The organism is Paucibacter sp. PLA-PC-4 (assembly GCF_026241155.1).
Classification (GTDB): domain Bacteria; phylum Pseudomonadota; class Gammaproteobacteria; order Burkholderiales; family Burkholderiaceae_C; genus Roseateles_E.
In genome coordinates, this window is sequence record NZ_JAPFGP010000004.1 from 339,006 (window position 1) to 358,285 (window position 19,280).

The 19,280-nt window shown below is 65.7% G+C and carries 16 protein-coding genes; 5 read left to right on the forward strand and 11 right to left on the reverse strand.

The window, feature by feature from the left end; translation table 11 throughout:
• Positions 1–20: 20 nt before the first annotated feature.
• Both OOZ63_RS08745 and OOZ63_RS08750 read right to left on the reverse strand, forming a co-directional pair.
• Positions 21–3,368, reverse strand: a complete 3,348-nt coding sequence (locus OOZ63_RS08745) for a UvrD-helicase domain-containing protein (RefSeq protein WP_266005043.1) — start codon at positions 3,366–3,368, stop codon at positions 21–23.
• Complete coding sequence (locus OOZ63_RS08750; RefSeq protein ID WP_266005044.1) at positions 3,368–6,034, reverse strand: PD-(D/E)XK nuclease family protein; 2,667 nt, start codon at positions 6,032–6,034, stop codon at positions 3,368–3,370. Before OOZ63_RS08750 ends, OOZ63_RS08745 begins: the two co-directional genes overlap by 1 nt.
• A 130-nt stretch (positions 6,035–6,164) precedes the next feature.
• Here OOZ63_RS08750 and trxA point away from each other — a divergent pair, with 130 nt between their 5' ends.
• From trxA to OOZ63_RS08770, 4 genes are all read left to right on the forward strand, one after another.
• Complete coding sequence (gene trxA / locus OOZ63_RS08755; RefSeq protein ID WP_266005045.1) at positions 6,165–6,494, forward strand: thioredoxin TrxA; 330 nt, start codon at positions 6,165–6,167, stop codon at positions 6,492–6,494.
• Positions 6,495–6,733: 239 nt separating this feature from the next.
• Positions 6,734–7,999, forward strand: coding sequence for a transcription termination factor Rho (gene rho, locus OOZ63_RS08760; RefSeq protein ID WP_137945597.1), 1,266 nt, complete (start codon positions 6,734–6,736; stop codon positions 7,997–7,999).
• Positions 8,000–8,160: 161 nt separating this feature from the next.
• Positions 8,161–8,415, forward strand: a complete 255-nt coding sequence (locus OOZ63_RS08765; RefSeq protein ID WP_137945596.1) for a type B 50S ribosomal protein L31 — start codon at positions 8,161–8,163, stop codon at positions 8,413–8,415.
• 127 nt (positions 8,416–8,542) lie between these two features.
• On the forward strand, positions 8,543–10,198 hold the full coding sequence (locus OOZ63_RS08770) for a hypothetical protein (protein ID WP_266005046.1): 1,656 nt from the start codon (positions 8,543–8,545) through the stop codon (positions 10,196–10,198).
• A 6-nt stretch (positions 10,199–10,204) separates the two neighbouring features.
• Here the strand turns inward: OOZ63_RS08770 and phoR are convergent, their stop codons facing one another.
• From phoR to pstS, 7 genes are all read right to left on the reverse strand, one after another.
• A complete protein-coding gene (phoR, locus tag OOZ63_RS08775) occupies positions 10,205–11,566 on the reverse strand; it encodes a phosphate regulon sensor histidine kinase PhoR (RefSeq protein ID WP_266005047.1) in 1,362 nt (453 codons plus the stop codon).
• Between the two features lie 19 nt (positions 11,567–11,585).
• A complete protein-coding gene (gene phoB / locus OOZ63_RS08780) occupies positions 11,586–12,287 on the reverse strand; it encodes a phosphate regulon transcriptional regulator PhoB (RefSeq protein ID WP_262973776.1) in 702 nt (233 codons plus the stop codon).
• A gap of 24 nt (positions 12,288–12,311) precedes the next feature.
• Entirely contained in the window at positions 12,312–13,019 is a 708-nt protein-coding gene (phoU, locus tag OOZ63_RS08785; RefSeq protein WP_266005048.1) for a phosphate signaling complex protein PhoU, read from the reverse strand.
• A gap of 16 nt (positions 13,020–13,035) precedes the next feature.
• On the reverse strand, positions 13,036–13,821 hold the full coding sequence (gene pstB / locus OOZ63_RS08790; protein WP_137945591.1) for a phosphate ABC transporter ATP-binding protein PstB: 786 nt from the start codon (positions 13,819–13,821) through the stop codon (positions 13,036–13,038).
• A gap of 15 nt (positions 13,822–13,836) precedes the next feature.
• Positions 13,837–14,712, reverse strand: a complete 876-nt coding sequence (gene pstA / locus OOZ63_RS08795) for a phosphate ABC transporter permease PstA (protein WP_266005049.1) — start codon at positions 14,710–14,712, stop codon at positions 13,837–13,839.
• Positions 14,709–15,734 (reverse strand): phosphate ABC transporter permease PstC, encoded by a 1,026-nt coding sequence (pstC, locus tag OOZ63_RS08800; protein WP_416234709.1) that lies wholly within the window; start codon positions 15,732–15,734, stop codon positions 14,709–14,711. The genes pstA and pstC overlap by 4 nt, the downstream gene beginning before the upstream one ends.
• A gap of 97 nt (positions 15,735–15,831) precedes the next feature.
• Positions 15,832–16,872 carry a phosphate ABC transporter substrate-binding protein PstS gene (pstS, locus tag OOZ63_RS08805; RefSeq protein ID WP_266005050.1) on the reverse strand — a complete coding sequence of 347 codons (1,041 nt, stop codon included), beginning with the start codon at positions 16,870–16,872 and terminating at the stop codon, positions 15,832–15,834.
• Positions 16,873–17,080: 208 nt separating this feature from the next.
• On the opposite strand from pstS, the gene OOZ63_RS08810 reads away from it, so the two are divergent.
• Positions 17,081–17,563, forward strand: a complete 483-nt coding sequence (locus OOZ63_RS08810; RefSeq protein WP_266005051.1) for a fasciclin domain-containing protein — start codon at positions 17,081–17,083, stop codon at positions 17,561–17,563.
• A 135-nt stretch (positions 17,564–17,698) separates the two neighbouring features.
• On the opposite strand, the gene OOZ63_RS08815 is transcribed toward OOZ63_RS08810, so the two are convergent.
• Entirely contained in the window at positions 17,699–18,262 is a 564-nt protein-coding gene (locus tag OOZ63_RS08815) for a methylated-DNA--[protein]-cysteine S-methyltransferase (RefSeq protein WP_266005052.1), read from the reverse strand.
• A gap of 11 nt (positions 18,263–18,273) precedes the next feature.
• Positions 18,274–19,260, reverse strand: a complete 987-nt coding sequence (gene dusA, locus OOZ63_RS08820; protein ID WP_416234713.1) for a tRNA dihydrouridine(20/20a) synthase DusA — start codon at positions 19,258–19,260, stop codon at positions 18,274–18,276.
• Between the last annotated feature and the right edge of the window lie 20 nt (positions 19,261–19,280).

Genomic DNA, 19,280 nt, shown 5'->3' on the forward strand with positions numbered 1-19,280 from the left:
CGCTATTCTAGCCTGAATTTTCACTCGCTCCGCAGACTTATCTGCTTAACGCGTTCGGTGCAATCCACCAACCGCCCTTGGCCGGTGATGAAGGCGGTGCGAACCGACTCGCCCGGCTGCAGCATCAGCACAGCCGCGCGGTAGCGTTGCAGCTGCTGCAGATACTCGGGATTGTTCTGCGGCGCGGGATGCAACTTGTAGTCCAGCACCCACCAGACCGGCGCCTGCGCTGCATCCGGGCGGCGACAGACCAGCCTGTCCAGACGCATGTCCTGGCCCTGCCAGCTGATGGGCACCTCGTTGCCGGCCCACAGCAGCGACGCTGCGTCGAAGAACGGGGCGCACTCGGCGCTGCCTAGGATGGCCTGCGCGCTGCGCTCCAGCCGTTCGCTGCGTTTGGCATCCAGGCCGAACATCTGCGCGGCAGCCGCCAGCAGGCGCGGCAAGGGCTGAACCGTCACGCTCGGGCCGCTGGCCCATTCAAGCACCCGGTGCAGCGCCTCGCCCAGCGCCGCGCTGTCGTCGACCACGGCCGGCCCCTGCCCCATCTCGACGCCGGGCGCGACGGCGCGCAGTGGCGCCAGTGGCAGGGCCTTGAGCTGGAACGGCGCGGCTGCGGCAGCAGACTCGCCAGCAGCCTCAACCGACACCGGGACGGCCATCGCCAGCGGCTGCAAGCGGCTCCACCAGGTGGCGTTGACGGGCTTGCGCAGCGGCGGCGTACGGCTGAGCACCAGGCGCGAACGGGCTCGCGTCATCGCGACATAGAGGGCGTTCAACTCCTCGCGCTGGCGCTGCTCGCGCTCGTCATCGAGCAGTGGCTGCAGCGAGGGCGGTGGGCGGCTCTCCGAGGCCAAGAAGGCCACGACACTGGGCGCCGACTCCTGCACAGGCCAGGCGATCGCCAGACTGCTGCTCTCGGCACGGGCCGGCCCAGCTTCGCAATCCATCAGGAACACGACGCGAGCCTCCAGCCCCTTGGCGCCATGCACGGTCAGCAGTTGCACCGCCTCGGGCTCGGCCGGCGCCGCCAGCTTCAATGCGCGGCTCTTCAGCGCGCGCACAAAGCCGTAGAGGCTTGCGTAGCGCCCCCCATCGAGATCCAGGGCCAGGGCCAACAGAGCTTCTACCGCATGCAGACGCGAGCGCCGCTCGCTGGGCGGCACGGCACAGGCCAGCCGTGCCATCAGATCGCCCTCGAAAACGATGGCGTCCAGCAGATCATGCGGGCTGCGCTCGCCGGCCAGCCGCTCCCAGTGATTGAGCAGCTCGCGGGCGCGCCGCAGCGCCGGGGACAGGTCTTGCTCGTCCGCCAGCGTCAGCGACGCCCACCAAGCCATACGCGCCGACTCCTCAGGCCGCTGCTGCCCCAGCCAGTCCGCACTGCCCGACCAGGCGGCCAGCTGCAGCAGATCGGCCTCGCTGGCGCCGAACAAGGGGCTGCGCAAGGCATGGGCCAACGACAGGTTGTGGCCCGGCGAAGCCAGCGCATCGAGCAGGGCCAGCAAATCGCGCACATCGGGAGAGTCCAGCAGCCCCATGTCCTCGGGCGCCACATGGGGCAGGCCGCGCGACTTCAAGGTCTGCGCCAGCACGCGCAGGCCCTCGCGCTTGCGCGCCAGCACATAGATCTCGCCGGGCTGTACGCCCTCCTCGCTCAGCAGCTGCTCGATGCAGCCGGCGATGCGCTGCGCCTCGGCAGCGCGGCGATGCAACTCTGGCTCGTGGCGAGCCTGGCTGAGACTGGGCCGCCAGGCTTGCAGTTCGTCGCCAGACGCATCGATGACCTCAACATCAGCACCATCGTCATCGATGAAGAACACACCGTCCAGGGCCGACACTGCGCCCGCCTCGGTCGTGTGCGGGCGAAAGCCGGTGTATTCCTGGGCCCGACTGGCCGCATCGAAGGCCGTGTTGACGGCGTCCAGCACCGGCGGCGCATTGCGGCGCGTGTGGTCGCAGGCCAGCACCGTGCCGGCCAGGCCGTCGCGGACGAAGTCGCGCGCGGCGGCAAACACGCGCGGCTCAGCGCGGCGAAAGCGGTAGATGCTCTGCTTCGGATCGCCAACGATGAAGACCGAGGGCGGCCGTTGGCCGCTGGCGCCGCCACCGGCGCCGACATAGCCAGCCAGCCAGGCATAGAGGGCATGCCATTGCAGCGGGCTGGTGTCCTGGAATTCGTCGATCAGCAGATGGCGGATCTGGGTGTCCAAACGCTCCTGCACCCAGCCAGCCAGCGGCGCATCGCTGAGCAGGGCCAGCGCGCCACGCTCTAGGTCGTTCATGTCGACCAGGCCGCGGGCGCGCTTGAGCGCCTCGAACTCGCCGAGCAGGCATAGCGACAGCTGGCACATCTGCAGATGCCAGCCGCGCGCCTGGTGCTGGGCCAGTGCCAGCTTCAGGCGCTCCAGGCGCTCGATGGCCGAATGCAGCTCCGGACTCTCACCCAAGTTCTTGCGCGGCGAGCCGGTCGCGGTGAACAAAGCCTCGATGATGGTTTCGGCCGCCTGCTCATCCGGCCGGGTCAGGCCTTGCTCGATCGCTGCGGCAGCCTTCTTCGGTGTGGCGTTCTTGGCCTGGCCAAGCACGCGCACCAGCGTCGCCAGATCGGCGCGCATCGCAGCAAAAGCCTCCAGCGGATGCGTCAGGCCGGCGAACTCGGGCGCAACGCTCGCAGCATCGGCCACGCTGTCGTGCAGGCGCCCGGCCTGCGCGGCCAGCCCGATCTCGACCCGCTTCTCAAACGCCGACGCCAGCCAACTCAACACCCTGTTGCGCCCCAGCTCGAACACCAGGGCCCGATAGGCAACCAGCAGCTCTTGATCGGCCAGTACAGCGGCATGAAAGCGCTGCCACAGCTCGGGCATCAGCTCGCTCTCGTCCTCCAGCAGTTGCAGCTCGGGCGCGATCCCCTGGGCCTCCAGCAGCTCCAGCGGCGCGGCTCGCAGCAGCTGCGAGAACCAGGCGTGAAAGGTGCGAATCTCAACCATACGCCCAGCCTGCAGGAGTTGCTGCTGCAGGCCAGCCAGCGACGGGGCCAGCGCAGCCGCCTGCTCGGCCGGCATACCTCGCTGTATCAGCGCCTCGCGGCGCTGCGCCTCGCTGCAGTGGGCGAATTCATCCAGCCATTCGCCCAGACGCTGGCGCATCTCACCCGCAGCCTTTCGGGTGAAAGTGATCGCGACGATATCCTGCGGCTGCGCGCCCTCCAGCAACGCCCGCAGAATGCGCGAGACCAGCATCCAGGTCTTGCCCGCGCCGGCACAGGCCTCGACAACCACGCTGCGCTGCGGATCGCAGGCTAGTGCATAAAAGCGCTCGCGCGCCACCGGGGCACCGTCGCAGGTGTAGGCCGCTTGTTCTTGCATCACAGTGCCGCTCCGGCCCAGTCATCACGGCGGCACAGGCCGCGCATCTCGCAATAGGCGCAGGCCATGCCTTCGCCCAGCGCCGGCAACGGCGCACCCTCATGCAGGGCCAGCAAATCGTTCTTCAAACCCCAGAGCAGCAGCTCGGCGCTATCTGTCACATCAGGATGCGGCACGGCGGCGATGCCCTTGGCATCGTCAAGCGCCAGATACAGCGCCTCCAGCCCTGGCGGCCCGGCGGGCTCGGCCGCGCCCTGCATCAAGGCCGCATAGACGGCCAGCTGCGTGTCCTCGGCCAGATCGGCCACCTTGGCTTTCAGGCTCGCGACGCTGCCGGTCTTGTAGTCGACCAGAAGCCGCGCACCGCCCGAGGCATCGACACGGTCGATCCGGCCACGCAGCCGCAAGTCCTGCAGCGCGGTGTCGCCATTGGCATAGGGCATGACCTCACGCTCCAGCTCCCCGGCGGCATAGCGCACGCCGGCCGCCTCCTGCTCGCGCAGCCAGGACAGATAGCGCGGTACAAAGCGCGCGAAGCCGGCCGAGAACGGCAGGAACTCGGCCGCAGACAAGCCCAGGGCCTGCATTTGCTCAACGGCCGCGCGCTGCAGCAGCGCTTCGTCGCTTTCGCCCGGCGCAGGCAGCAGCCGCTGCTGGTGAAACTGATGCAGCACCGCGTGCAGCCAAGTCCCGTAGTCGCGCTTGTCGGCCTCGGCCTCCAGCTCGGCCTGCTCGCGCAGCCCCAGCAGCACGCGGGCGAAGAACTGGTAGGGGCAATTGCGCAGCGACTCCACCGCGCTGGCGCTCAGCGTCGCTGGCAAGCGCCCTTCGGCCTGAGCGTGGGCGCGTTGCAGCAAGTGCGGCCGCAAGCTCAGCAGCTCGCGCCGGTCTTGCCAGACGGCTATCGGCTCATGGCAAGCGGCTTGCAGCGCCAAGGCCAGGCGCTCCAGCAAGGGGCTGGCAGCCAGCGGTTCGCTGCCCTTGTTGCGGCAGCGCAGCAGGGTCAGGGCCGGGGCGCGCAGCAGCTGGGCAAAGGTCAGAGCCATGGCCGCGCGCTTGTCCTCGATGCTGGGCAGGCCCAGTTCGCGTGCCAGCGTGTCGCTGAGCAAGGCCGGCCCGGCAGGCACCGGCCCCAGGGTCTGGGCATCGGCGCCCGGCAGCACGACGGCGCCAAAAGGCCGCAGCATCGCGCGCGCCAGTGGCGTGATCATCACCACCACCTCGCCAAGTGGCTGCGGCACATACTGCGCCGCTTCGAGGCTGGCGTCGACCCAGGCTAGAAAATCGGCCATGCTCAGCTGCGCTTGTTGCAGCACGGCCTCATGAGCCGAACCGGGCCAAGGCGAGCGGCGCAGCCACAGCGCATCGAGCAAAGCCTCGCCAGCGTCCTGGGCCTCGATCATCGCCTCGGCGCCCAGCTGCTGCAAGACCTCCTTGAGCGCCGCCAGCCAGTTGACCAGGCTGCGCGAGGCATCGCCGGCCGACAGCGGCTGCAGGCATTGCCGCGCAGCCTGCCACAGCCGGGCGCTGGCTGGATTCAGCAGATCCGCCCGCACCGCCGCCGGCGCTGACCAACCGCGCGCGCGGCAGCGGGCTTCCAACGCCGTCAGCGCGCCTGAGCCCGCCAGATCGCGCAGCCGAGCCGCCAGCGGGCATTTCATAAAGGCCAGCCAGTCATCTACGCTGGCCTGGCCACGCGCGACGCGCAGCAAGGCCATCAGCTGGGCGGCGGGCGGCATCGTCGCCAGGGTCCAGCCGGTTTCATCGGCAATGCCGAGTTGCTGGCGCTCCAGCAGTGCGCGCACCCGGCGTACCAGCACCCGGTCCTGTGCGATCAGCGCGACCGGGCTGCGGCCGGCCTGCAGATGCCCTAGCACGGCGGCGGCGCTGCTTTGCGCCAGGTCCTCGAAATCCTCGCACAAGGCCTGCTCCAGCAGCCCCAGCGGCGGGCTGGCGGCGAACACCTGATCCAGCGCCAGATCGGCAGACAAACGCAGGCAGGGCAGGCCTGCCGCCTCGGACCGATCCAGCAGCGCCTCAGCCAGCGGATCGGGGCCACCGCACTGCAGATGCAGCCATGCACTGGGACGCAGCTCGAACAGTGCATCGGTAGGCGGCACCCGGGTATCAGCCGCCGCCCATTCAAGCGCCACCAGCGCCAGTGCCCGCTCCAGCCCGCCGGGCCCGGTGCTTTGCAGGGCCAAGCGCGCCTGCTGCCACAGCAGCTCGCGCGCCTGCGGCGAGCGCTGCGCGGCCGCCCTCGCCCAGGCATGAGCGGTCTCGACCAGGCGCTGCACGGCCAGATCGAAGGCACGTGCATCGCGAGCGCGCAAGGCCTGGGCCCAGCTTTGCGACTGCAGCAGGCTGCGTGCGGCAAGGCCATCGATCGCCGCATCGAAGCTGATCTGCTGGGCCTGCGGAAGCGGCGTCGGGCCCAGCGCAGCGGCCAGACTGTGGGTGGTCTCGATGCGCGGCTGCCAGCGTGAGAGCTGCATCCAGGCACGCCGCGCCGGGGCCAGGTGTTGCGCGAAGGGCAGCAGCAGCACGGCATCGCGGGCCGCCAGGCCCTGACCTTCCAGCCAGGCGGCCGCCGTCTCGGCAAGTCGGAGCCAAAACTGGGCGGCGCCATGGCCGGCATCGAGAGGGAAAAGGTGGCGTGATGACAAGGGCTTGAGAATGAAGGCTGCGCCCGAATATGGGCCTTGTGACCGGCCGCAATCCTGCGGCGGGGCTTTGTGTCAGAATCATTGTGCCTCTGATGCCGCCTACGCGAAGTCGGCCAGCCAAGGACAACCCATGAGCAGCGAACTGATCAAACATATTTCCGACGCGTCTTTTGAAGCCGACGTGATCCAAGCCGACAAGCCCGTGCTGGTGGATTACTGGGCCGAGTGGTGCGGCCCTTGCAAGATGATTGCGCCCATCCTCGATGAGGTCTCGACCGCATACCAGGAGCGCCTGCAGGTCGCCAAGATGAATGTGGACGAAAACCGCGAAGTGCCGGCGAAGTTCGGCATCCGAGGCATCCCGACCCTGATGCTGTTCAAGGGTGGCCAGCTGGCCGCCACCAAGGTCGGCGCTTTGTCCAAGGCCCAGTTGACGGCCTTCCTAGACGCTAACCTATAATGATCCCAACCTGTTCGGCGCGGCCGGTGTTCCAAACGCACCGACCGCTCTGAACAGCAGACTGCCAACACGCCCGACCTGACCAGGTTCTGGCGCGTGGACTCGGCGCCCAAGCTCCCGCGTATTTCTTTCGTCTCGTTCATGCACCGATTCTGTCGGGCTTGAATGCAGTGCTTGCCGCCGAAGTATTTGTCCGTGGCCCTTGGCAGGGCCTGGGACGACTCTCAGGGTATTCACCCATGCACCTTTCAGAACTGAAAGCGCTTCACGTCTCCGAGCTCATCAAGATGGGCGAGGAGCTGGAAATCGACAACGTCGCTCGGCTGCGCAAGCAAGAGCTGATGTTTGCCATCATGAAAAAGCGCGCCAAGGCCGGAGAGCAAGTCTTCGGCGATGGCGTGTTGGAAGTGCTGCCCGATGGCTTCGGCTTCCTGCGCTCGATCGAGGCCAGTTATATGGCGTCGACAGACGACATCTATCTGAGCCCCAGCCAGATCCGGCGCTTCAACCTCCACACCGGCGACATGATCGAAGGCGAGGTGCGCGTGCCCAAGGATGGCGAGCGCTACTTTGCCCTGGTCAAGGTCGATCGCGTCAATGACGCGACGCCGGAGGAGAGCAAGCACAAGATCATGTTCGAGAACTTGACGCCGCTATTCCCGCGCGAACAGTTCAAGCTCGAGCGCGACGGCGTCAAGAGCGAAGAAAACATCACCGGCCGCATCATTGATCTGATCGCGCCGATCGGCAAAGGCCAGCGCGCGCTGCTGGTGGCCCAGCCCAAGACCGGCAAGACCGTGATGATGCAGCAACTGGCGCATGCGCTGGTGGCCAATCACCCCGACTGCCATCTGATCGTGCTGCTGGTCGACGAGCGTCCGGAAGAAGTGACCGAAATGCTGCGCACCGTGCGCGGCGAGGTCATCTCTTCGACCTTCGACGAGCCGGCCGCGCGCCATGTGCAGGTCGCCGAGATGGTGATCGAGCGGGCCAAGCGCCTGGTCGAGATGAAGAAGGACGTGATCATCCTGCTGGACTCGATCACCCGCCTGGCGCGCGCCTACAACAACGTGCTGCCTTCGTCGGGCAAGGTGCTGACCGGCGGCGTCGATGCCAACGCGTTGCAGCGTCCCAAGCGCTTCTTCGGCGCAGCCCGCAAGATCGAGGAAGGCGGCTCGCTGACCATCATCGGCACGGCCCTGGTGGAAACCGGCAGCCGCATGGACGAGGTGATCTACGAAGAGTTCAAGGGCACCGGCAACTGCGAAATCCATCTGGATCGCCGCATGGCCGAGAAGCGCGTCTACCCCTCGATTCTGATCAACAAGTCGGGCACCCGCCGCGAAGAACTGCTGCTCAAGCCCGAGATCCTGCAAAAGAGCTGGATCCTGCGCAAGCTTCTCTACCCGATGGACGAGATCGAGGCGATGGAGTTCATCCTCGACAAGATGAAGTCCACGAAGAACAACCTCGACTTCTTCGACATGATGCGTCGAGGCGGCTAAAAAGCTGGGGTTTTCAGGACTTCATGGCACCGCTGCGGCGGTGCGCGAGCGCCACCTTAGGGTGGCGCTCCTACTTCAGGCTATAATCCGCGTTTTTCCGCTGTCGGAAAGTTCGTCGCATGGTGCGGCGTGGCTACCGGCACTGCAGCGAGAGGTCTCTCATGAAAGACGGCATTCACCCCAATTACCGCGAAGTGGCCTTCGTGGACCAATCCAACGGTTTCCAGTTCATCACGCGCTCGACCGTGCAAACCAAGGACTCCGTGACCCTGGAAGACGGCCGCACGCTGCCCCTGGTCAAGCTGGAAACCACCAGCGAGTCGCACCCCTTCTACACCGGCCAGCAAAAGAGCATCGACAATCTGGGCGGTCGCGTCGAGAAGTTCCGCAACAAGTTTGCGCAGTTCAAGAAGTAAAGACTTCGCCGCTTGCGCGGCGGTCCAGCAAAAGGCAGCTCAGGCTGCCTTTTTTCATGGCGCCGGGCCGAGCCCAGGTTCTGCGGCATGATGCGCACCGAGACAAACCCGTAGAAGACTCCCGCGCGTGAACCTGCCCAATCCCGCCATCGTGGCCGAACGCGGCGCCCAGCGGCTGCCACGCTTGGCCTTGCTGCTGTTCTGTGCCGCCTATGTGATCCCCGGCCTTTTTGGTCGCGACCCCTGGCGCAATGCCGACATGACCGCCTTCGGCTTCATGGCCAGCATCGCGCAAGGCCATGCTCCGTGGTGGCAGCCGGCGATCGCCGGCATTCCGGCCGAGGGTGGCCTGCTGCCCTACTGGCTCGGTGCCGCCTTCATCAAGGCCCTGCCCTTTCTCGACCCGGCGCTGGCCGCGCGGCTGCCCTTCGGCCTGGCCCTGGTCGCCGTGCTGGTGCTGGTCTGGTATACCAGCTTCCATCTGGCCCGCACCGATGCGGCCCAACCTGTGGCCTTCGCCTTTGGCGGCGAAGCCCATGCGATCGACTACGCGCGCGCGCTGGCCGATGGTGCGCTGCTGGCCCTGGTGGCCTCGCTGGGCCTGCTACTACTTGGTCACGAGACGACACCGGAGCTGATGCAGTTGCTGGCCTGCAGCCTATTCATCTACGGTTTGGCGGCCGCCCCGTACCGCGAGACCAAGGCCCGCGTGGCGGTGCTGCTGGCCTTGCCGCTGCTGGCCGCCAGTGGTGCCCCGGCAATGGCCGCTGCACTGGGGGCTGGTGGAGCCTGGCTGGTGCGCCGCTCCAGCTATGAGCAGGTGCGACGCCTGCTGCCCTGGCTGCTGGTGGCCGTAGCACTTGGCGCGCTGAGCGCCTGGGAATTCCGCGGCTGGGCATGGCGCGTCGCCGTGGACAGCCACGCCAAGGACCCGCTACGTTTCATCAGCCAGCTCGCCTGGTTCTGCTGGCCTGCTTGGCCGATGGCGCTGTGGACGCTCTGGCGATGGCGACGCCATTGGCAGCATCGCCATGTCAGCGTGCCGTTGCTGGGCGTGCTGGTGCCGCTGATCACCAGCCTGCTGATGAATGGTTCGGACCGCGCACTGCTGCTGGCGCTGCCGGCGCTGGCCGTACTAGCTAGCTTTGCGCTGCCGACCCTGAGGCGCAGCGTCGCGGCGGCGATGGACTGGTTCTCGGTATTCTTCTTCAGCGCCGGCGCACTTTTCGTTTGGGCCTACTACGCCTCGATGCAGGCCGGCTGGCCGACCCAGCCGCTGGTCAATATCCGCAAGCTGGCGCAAGGCTTCGAACCGAGCTTCCATCCGCTGGCGCTGGCCGTGGCCCTGATCGGCACGGCAGCCTGGATCGCACTGGTGCGCTGGCGAACGGCCCGCCACCAGCATGCGCTGTGGAAGAGCTTGGTGCTGCCGGCCGGCGGCGTCGCCCTGCTGTGGCTGCTGGCGATGAGCTTGTGGCTGCCGCTGCTGGACTATGCGCGCAGCAATCGAGCACTGATCGAGCGGCTGCGCAGCCAGTTGCCGGCCGAGCTCAACTGCCTAGCCGCACCGGGCCAGCCAATGTCGCTGCTGGCCTCGCTGGAGTTTCAGGGCGGCTGGGTGATCGAGGCCCGCCAGCCGCTTGCACAGACCCGCTGCCAGTACGCGCTGCTGCAGAACGATACCCAGGCAACGCCAGAGCTACCGGAAGGCTGGGGCCTGGTCGGCAAGGTGCGCCGACCGACCGATCGAGTTCAGCACTACCTCGTGCTACGCCGGCTCTGAAACTCCTCAGGCCTGGACGCGCGGCATCGCCGCCTCGACACCCACCTCGGCGTCACCGCCGGCCACCCGCACCCGTACGGCCGGCAGCACTAAGCGAAACTTAGAGCCCTTGCCGGGTTCGCTCTGGATGTGCAGCTCGCCGCCGTGACGCTGCACAACATGCTTGACGATGGACAGGCCCAGGCCGGTACCGCCGGTCTCGCGCGAGCGGCTGCCATCGACACGGTAGAAGCGCTCGGTCAGGCGCGGCAGATGCTCACGCGCAATGCCCGGGCCCGTGTCGCAGACGCTCAGCTCGCCGCTGCCATCGGTCTGCAGGCGCCAGGCGACGTCGATGGCCCCGCCGTCCGGCGTGTAGCGCACCGCATTCGTCACCAGATTGGCGGCCGCGCTGAGCAACTCGGGCTCGACGCCGGCCACATCGGCATGGGTATCGGTCTGCACGCTGATCTGATGCCGGCCCGAGGATAGCGCCTGCGCGTCCGATGCGACCCGGTTGAGCAGGCCGTCCAGACTGACCCAGCGGTCCGGTGCGGGGCGCGGACTGCCTTCCAACTGAGCCAGGGTCAGCAGATCACTAACCAGTGTCAGCATGCGCTGGGTCTGCTGGCCCATCAGGAAGAGCACGCGCTTGCGCTCGGCCTCGGTCAGCGGAAGCGAACTCATCGTTTCTATGAAACCGGTCAGCACCGTCAGGGGCGTGCGGATCTCGTGCGAGACATTGGCGACGAAGTCACGCCGCATGCTCTCGGCGCGCTCACGCTCGGTGACGTCCTGCGACAGTACCAGACGCATGCCCTCGCCGTAGGAGCGCACCACCACAGAAAGGTTGCCGGGGCCGCGGGTATTGCCCAGCATGAGAGGCTCGGCGTACTGACCCGACTGTAAATAGCCGACAAATGCCGGCGAGCGCACAAGGTTCGTGATGCGCTGCTGCAGATCGCGCTGCGGATCGAGCGCGAAGTGGTCGGCCGCCACCTTGTTGCACCACTGGATATGGTCATGCCGGTCGAGCATCAGCACACCGTTGGGCGAGGCCTCGATGGCGGACAGAAACTGTGAGAGCTGCAGGCGCTCGCGATCAATGACGCGCTCGCGCTCGCGCACCGCGCGCTCGATGCGATAGCCCAGCTCGCCCCAGAAGCCGGTGTCACGCGGCGCGGCGCCCTGCTGGTTGCCGCGCAGCCAGTGGATCAGGCGGTGGCCGCGCAGCGAGTCGACCAGCACCAGCACCAGCACCGCACTGCCCGCCCCCAAGACCTCTCCCAGAAAGGGTGCTTGCGACCAGCGACCCACCCACACACCGACCAAGGCTCCCAGAGCCACGGCCATGGTGGCCAAAGCAATACGCGGTAGCAGCCAGTTCACTGAAACTCCAGTTTCTGGCTCAGGCCGACAGCGCGCTGGCCTGTTGCGTCAGCCGGTAGCCCGCACCGCGAACCGTCTCGATCATGCGAGCGCAGTGCACGCGCTCCAGGGCCTCACGCAGGCGCTTGACATGCACATCCACCGTGCGCTCCTCGATGAAGACATGGTCGCCCCAGACTCGGTCCAGCAGCTGCGAGCGGCTGTGCACTCGCTCGGGATGGGTCATGAAGAAGTGCAGCAGGCGGAATTCGGTCGGGCCAAGCTTGACCTCAACTCCCTCGCGGCTGACGCGGCGCGTGCCCGGATCCAGACTCAGGCCACTGATTTCGACCACCGAATCGAGCGCCTCGGGTGCCTTGCGGCGCAGTACCGCACGGATGCGCGCCAGCAGCTCATTGGTCGAAAAGGGCTTGGTCAAATAGTCATCGGCACCGGCATCCAGCCCCGACACCTTATCGGTCTCTTCGGCCCGTGCGGTCAGCATGATGATGGGCAACTCCTTGGTGCGCACCGCACCGCGCCACAGTCGCGCCAGCGCCAGGCCCGATTGGCCTGGCAGCATCCAATCCAGCACCACCAGATCGGGCAAGACCCTATCGACCTCCAGCTGCGCCTGATCGGCACTGCCGGCAATCGTGACATCGAATCCGGCGTGACGCAGATTGATTGAGATCAACTCGGCAATCGCCGATTCGTCTTCCACCACCAGGATACGGCTCATATGGTTTTCCTTCTGCTCCAGGTCTCAGCGCACCATGGTCTCAACCGCCTCGGGCGTGTTGTGACGCACATCGGTGCCCTTGACCACATAGATGATGACCTCGGCCAGGTTCTTGGCATGGTCGCCCACCCGTTCGATCGCCTTGGCAACGAAGACCATATCGATCGACGTGGAGATGGTGCGAGGGTCTTCCATCATGTACGTGATCAGCTTGCGCAGCAGGCCGTCGAACTCCTTGTCGATCTGGTCGTCCTGCTTCAGCACCTCGAGGGCACGCTCGACATCCAGACGCGCGAACGCATCCAGCGCCTTGCGCAGCAGCGCCACAGCCAGATCGGCCTCGAAGGCCAGATCCGACATCGGCAGGCGCAGCCGGCTCGACACGCCGGAGTTGATCAGGCGCTGCACCGTGCGGGCGATGCGCGCGGCCTCGTCGCCGACGCGCTCAAGATTGGCGATGGTCTTGGAGATCGCGATCAGCAGGCGCAGATCACGGGCCGTGGGCTGACGGCGCGCGATGATGCTGGACAGATCGCGGTCGATCTCCACTTCCATCGCATTGACGCGCTCCTCAGTCTGCAGCACGACGCTGGCGATCTCACCGCTGAAGGAGGTCAGCGCGTTGACCGCCTGAGCCACCTGGGCCTCGACCAGACCGCCCATTTCCAGCACGCGGGTCGAGATGCCGCTCAGCTCGGCATCGAATTGGGTTGAGAGATGCTTGTCGCTCATGGTGTGTCTCCCTGGCTCAGCCGAAGCGGCCGGTAATGTAGTCTTCTGTGTCCTTGCGCTTGGGCTTCATGAACAGCTCGGCGGTCGGGCCGAACTCGATCAGGTCGCCCAGGTACATATAGGCTGTGTAGTCCGAGCAACGCGCGGCCTGCTGCATGTTGTGAGTCACGATGGCCACCGTGTAGTCGCTCTTAAGCTCGTGAATCAGCTCCTCGATTTTTCCGGTGGAGATAGGGTCCAGCGCCGAACACGGCTCGTCGAGCAGCAGAACTTCCGGCTTAATCGCGATGCCGCGCGCAATGCACAGGCGCTGCTGCTGGCCGCCGGACAGACCCGAACCGCTCTGGTTGAGCTTGTCCTTGACTTCGTTCCACAGGGCCGCCTTCTTCAGCGCCCATTCAACCCGCTCGTCCATTTCGACCCGCGGCAACGTCTCGAAGAGGCGCACACCGAAGGCGATGTTGTCGTAGATCGACATCGGGAACGGCGTCGGCTTCTGAAAGACCATGCCGATCTTGGCGCGCACCAGCGAAACATCGTCACGGCTGGTCAGAATGTCATTGCCGTCGAGCAAGATCTGGCCCTCGGCGCGCTGCTCGGGATAGAGCTCGAACATTCGGTTCAGTGTGCGCAGCAAGGTGGACTTGCCGCAGCCAGAAGGGCCGATGAAGGCGGTGACCTTCTTCTCAGGAATGTCCAGATTGATATTCTTCAGGGCATGGAAGTTGCCGTAGTAGAAGTTCAGGTTCTTGACCGAGAGCTTGGCCCGCTCGGTGATGGGCATATCGACTTTTGCGTCCATGGTGGGTAAGCCCTCTTAATGCTTGTTCTTGAAGAGCACGCGCGCCAGGATATTTAGCAGCAGCACGCCAATGGTGATGATGAACACGCCCGCCCAGGCCAGCTTCTGCCAGTTCTCATAGGGGCTCATCGCGAATTTGAAGATCGTGACCGGCAGGCTGGCCATCGGCGCACCCAGGTCCGAAGTCCAGAACTGATTGGACAGCGCGGTGAACAGCAGCGGCGCGGTCTCACCGGAGATGCGGGCCAGGGCCAGCAGGATGCCGGTCAGCACGCCGGCGCGGGCCGACTTCAGGGTCACCGACATGATGACCTTCCACTTCGGCGTGCCCAAGGCGTAGGCCGCCTCACGCAAGGCATTTGGGATCAGGCTCAGCATGTTCTCGGTGGTGCGGATCACGACCGGGATCACGATCAGCGCCAGCGCCAGGATGCCAGCAAAGCCCGAGAAGCTCTTCATCTTGGCGACAACGACCGCGTATATGAACAGACCGACGACGATGGACGGTGCCGACAGCAGAATGTCGTTGATGAAACGCACGGTGCTGCCCAACCAGGTCTTCTGACCGTACTCGGCCAGGTAGACACCGGCCAGCACACCGACCGGCGTGCCCAGCGCGGTGGCCAGTCCCACCATCACGACCGAGCCGAAGATGGCATTGGCCAGGCCGCCGGTCTCTGCCTGTGGTGGCGGGGTCATCTCAGTGAAGGTGGCCAGCGCCAGGCCGCCAAAACCTAGACGCACGGTCTCGAACAGGATCCACATCAGCCAGAACAGGCCGAAGGCCATCGCGGCCAGCGAGAGGACCAGGGCAATCACATTGACCCGCTTGCGCTTGGTGTGCATAGCAAGGCGCTTGGCATCCAAGGCGGAGATGGTGGTGGCGCTCATGAACGTGTCCCCTCGCTCTTCTTCAGTTGCGACAACAGCACCTTGGAGCAGGCCAGCACCACGAAGGTGATGAAGAACAGCACCAGGCCCAGATAGATCAGCGAAGCCTGATGCAGGCCCTCGCCGGCCTCGGCGAACTCGTTGGCCAGCGCCGAGGTGATGCTATTGGCCGCCTCAAACACCGACAACGAGTCCAGCTGATTCATATTGCCAATCACAAAGGTGATGGCCATGGTCTCGCCCAGCGCACGGCCCAGGCCCAGCATGATGCCGCCGACCACACCGGTCTTGGTGTAGGGCAGCACGATCTTCCAGACCACCTCCCAGGTGGTGGCGCCCAGACCGTAAGCGCTTTCCTTCAGCATCGGCGGTGTGACCTCGAACACATCGCGCATCACCGAGGCGATGAAGGGGATGATCATGATGGCCAGGATGATGCCGGCCGACAGAATGCCGATGCCCACCGGCGGGCCCGACACCAGCGCACCCAGGAAGGGCACACCGGTCAGCAGAGCCTGTAGCGGCTGCTGCACATAGGTGGCCAGGATGGGGCCGAACACCAAGAGGCCCCACATGCCGTAGACGATGGATGGCACAGCGGCCAAGAGCTCGACCGCGACGCCCAGTGGCCGACGCAGCCAGTTGGGCGAGAGCTCGGTCAGGAACAGCGCAATGCCGAAACTCACCGGCACCGCGATCAGCAGCGCGATGAACGAGGTCATCAGCGTGCCGTAAATCATCACCAGGCCGCCGAATTTCTCCTGAACTGGATCCCATTCGCTGGTCCAGAGAAAACTCAGGCCGAATTCCTGGATGGCCGGGGCCGCGCCGATCAGCAGCGACACGATGATGCCCACCAGCAAGGCCAGCGTCAGCCAGGCGGCGCTGTGCGCCAGTAGCGAAAACACGGTGTCGGCCCAGGGCGCGACGCGGCGACGCGGCGGCGGGCTGCCTTGCGGCTGGGCCCGCTCTACCGGACGGTCGCCGGACTCGAAGTTATTGGCTGGGAGTATTGCGGCCACGGGGCCTCCTGGGAGTCAGGCGTTAAAAGTCAGCGGCACATTCGACAACAGCCCGACAGCGTTGACTGCCGGGCCGCCGGGACTGCTCAGTTCAGAATCACTTGTAGGCGATGGCCTTGCCCGAAGCATCCTTCAGGTTGTCGGCCCACTGCTTGCGGATCAGATCCTTGACGCTGGCCGGCAGCGGCACATAGTCCAGGTCTTCGGCCATCTTGTCGCCGCTGCCAAAGGCCCAGTCGAAGAACTTCAGCGAAGCGGTGGCGCTGGCGGGCTTGTCCTGGTTCTTGTGCATCAGGATGAAGGTCGCGCCAGTGATCGGCCAGCTGTCCTTGCCAGGCTGCTCGGTCAGCACTTGGTAGAAGCTCTTGGTCCATTCCGCGCCGGCAGCAGCAGCCTTGAAGGCGCTGTCATCCGGATTGACATAGGCGCCGGACAGATTCTTCAGCTGCACATGCGACATTTTATTCTGCTTGGCGTAGGCGTACTCGACATAGCCGATCGAGTTGGGCAGACGGGTCACGAAGGCCGACACGCCCTCATTGCCCTTGCCGCCCGCACCGGTTGGCCAGTTCACGGCCGTGCCCTCACCCACCTTGCTCTTCCACTCCGGATTCACCTTAGACAGGTAGTTGGTGAACAGGAAGCTGGTGCCCGAGCCATCGGCGCGACGCACCACGGCGATGGCAGCGTCCGGCAGTGCAACACCGGGATTCAGCGCGGCGATGGCGGCGTCGTTCCACTTGGTAATCTTGCCCAGGTAGATGTCACCCAGCAGTTGGCCGGTCATCTTGATCTGCCCCGGGGTGATGCCCTTGATATTGACCACCGGGACCACACCGCCGATGACGGTGGGGAATTGGATCATGCCGTCCTTGGCCAGCTCATCGTCCTTCAGCGGCGCGTCGGAGGCACCGAAGTCCACCGTCTTGGCCTTGATCTGGCGAATGCCGGCGCCCGAGCCAACAGACTGGTAATTGATCCGAGCACCGACCGCCTTGTTATAGGCATCAGCCCACTTGGCATAAACCGGTGCAGGGAAGGATGCACCAGCGCCAGTCACGTCCTGGGCCATGGCCAGCGGAGCCAGCGTTGCAGCGGCCGCAAAAACAAGACCCTTGCTCAAATGTACGAAGTTCATGAGTTACCTATCGCAGTGCTTGGTTGACGATGGGCGCAATCCTATGACTTGAATGTGACGAGTCAGTGACAGCGTTAGGCACTCGTGAAGTCTCTCCAGACCCGCGAAAGCAGTCAACGCCATTGTCACAATCAATTCACCCGTTTGTCACATGTGCTCCCTAAAGTCCGTGCCGCTGGGCCTGATGCCCTGGACCGGAGACCCTGACATGAACAAATCCACTCAATTCCTGGCCTTGGCCGCCCTGGCGCTGGGCCTGAGCGCCTGCGCCACCGCACCAGCGCCGGCGCCCCTGGCCGATACGCTGGGCCGCGATCCGCAGCTGAGCACTTTCAACCGTCTGGTCGACCAGGCCGGCCTGCGCGACAGCCTGCGCGCCAGCGGACCACTGACCGTGTTCGCGCCCAGCGACGAGGCCTTCAAGGCCGTTCCGGCCAAGACCCTGGAGGCGCTGGCCAAGGACAACGCCCAGCTCAAGGCTGTGCTGAGTTATCACATCCTGAGCAGCCAGCTTAGCGCCGCCGACATCAAACCCGGCAACGCCAAGACCCTTCAAGGCGCTAATGTGGCCCTGGCCAAGGCCGGCAACTTCGTCACCGTCGAAGATGCGATGGTGCAGCGCTCCGACATCAAGGCCACCAATGGCGTGGCGCATGTGATTGATCGCGTGCTGATGCCGCCGAAGAAGTAAGCAACGCCAATGCCAGAAGGAATCCCCCGCAGGCTGCGCTGCTGGGGATTTTTAGCATGTGGGACGACCGCGCCCCCATTGCCTGACGAAAGACTTAGCTGGGCCTAAACTTGCGCGATTCGTTCTAGCTGGAAGCTAGAACAGCGGCGCCTGCTCACCGATCTGCTGACCGGTGGCGCGTGCTTCGATGGCGAGCAGGCGCAGCTTGGTCGCGACGCCGCCATGGGCTGAAAACCCCGTGCCGACGCCCCCCGCCCCCATCACCCGGTGGCAGGGCACGATAGGCGCAAACGGGTTGCTGCCTTCGGCGCGACCGACAGCGCGGGCGGCGCCGGGCTGACCCAGGCGCGACGCGATTTCGCCGTAGCTCAAGGTCTGGCCAACTGGGATGCGCCGGGTCAGCGCAAGGACCTGGCGATTGAACTCGGGCACGCCACGTTCATCCAGCACGATATCGAGCAAATCGCGCGGCTCGCCGGCCAGCAGAGCTTGCACGCCGGCGCGCGCCTGCTGCACCTGCGCCGGCAACTGTTCAAGCGCCAGCACCTCGCGCGCAGCCGGAAAGCGCACTCGCATGCGGTCGCGCGTCGCGGCAGCGCTTTCCTCGGGCAGCTGTGAGCCGACGATGCCTTGTCCTCCCCAGGCCAATGCACAGGTCCCCAAGGCCGTTTCGTAGCAGTGGAAGAACAGTGCGTCCATCAGACCGACCGTCAGACCATCTGGATGGCCCGCTCGGCCTTGTCCTGCGCCACATGGGCGGCAACACCCAGACGCTCCCGGGTGGCCAGAGCCGCGACCTCGTCCACCGGCAGGCGCTTGAGTTGCGCATCGCTCCAGACCTGGCGCCAGCGCCGGGCCCCGGCCTGGCCATTCCACAGGCCAAGCGCATGGCGCATCGCCTGGGTCCAGGGCCGGCCGGCCTCGACCTGCGCACGCAGATAGTCAAGCCAGTCAGCCTCGACCTGCTCGCGGCTGGCGGCCAGGTCGGCCGTGCCGAAGAAGCGCGAATCCCATTGCGCCATCTGCCAAGGCTCGTGATAGGCCTGGCGGCCGACCATCACGCCGTCAACATGCTGCAGCTGCTCGGCGATCTCAGCATCGCTCTTGAGGCCGCCGTTGATGACGAGGGTCAGCGCCGGAAAGTCGCGCTTGAGGCGGTGGACCAGCTCATAGCGCAGCGGCGGGATCTCGCGGTTGTCCTTGGGCGAGAGCCCCTGCAACCAGGCATTACGCGCGTGCACGATGAAGACCTCGCAGCCGGCCTGCGCAATCGTGCCGACGAAGTCGCGCACGAACTCATAGCTCTCGACCTTGTCGATGCCGATGCGGTGCTTGATCGTTACCGGGATGCTGACGGCATCCTTCATCGCCTTCATGCCCTCGGCCACCAGGGCCGGCTCGGCCATCAGGCAAGCGCCGAAGGCCCCGCGCTGCACCCTCTCGCTGGGGCAGCCACAGTTCAGATTGACCTCGTCATAGCCCCACTGCTCGGCCAGCTTCGCGCAAGCCGCCAGATCCGCCGGCTCCGAGCCACCCAGCTGCAGCGCGACTGGGTGCTCCTGCGCGTTGAAATCCAGATGGCGAGGCTGATCGCCATGCAGCAGAGCGCCGGTGGTCACCATCTCGGTGTAGAGACGGGTGCGCCGGGTCAGCAGGCGGTGGAAGCTGCGACAGTGCTTATCTGTCCAGTCGAGCATGGGGGCGACCGACAGGCGCC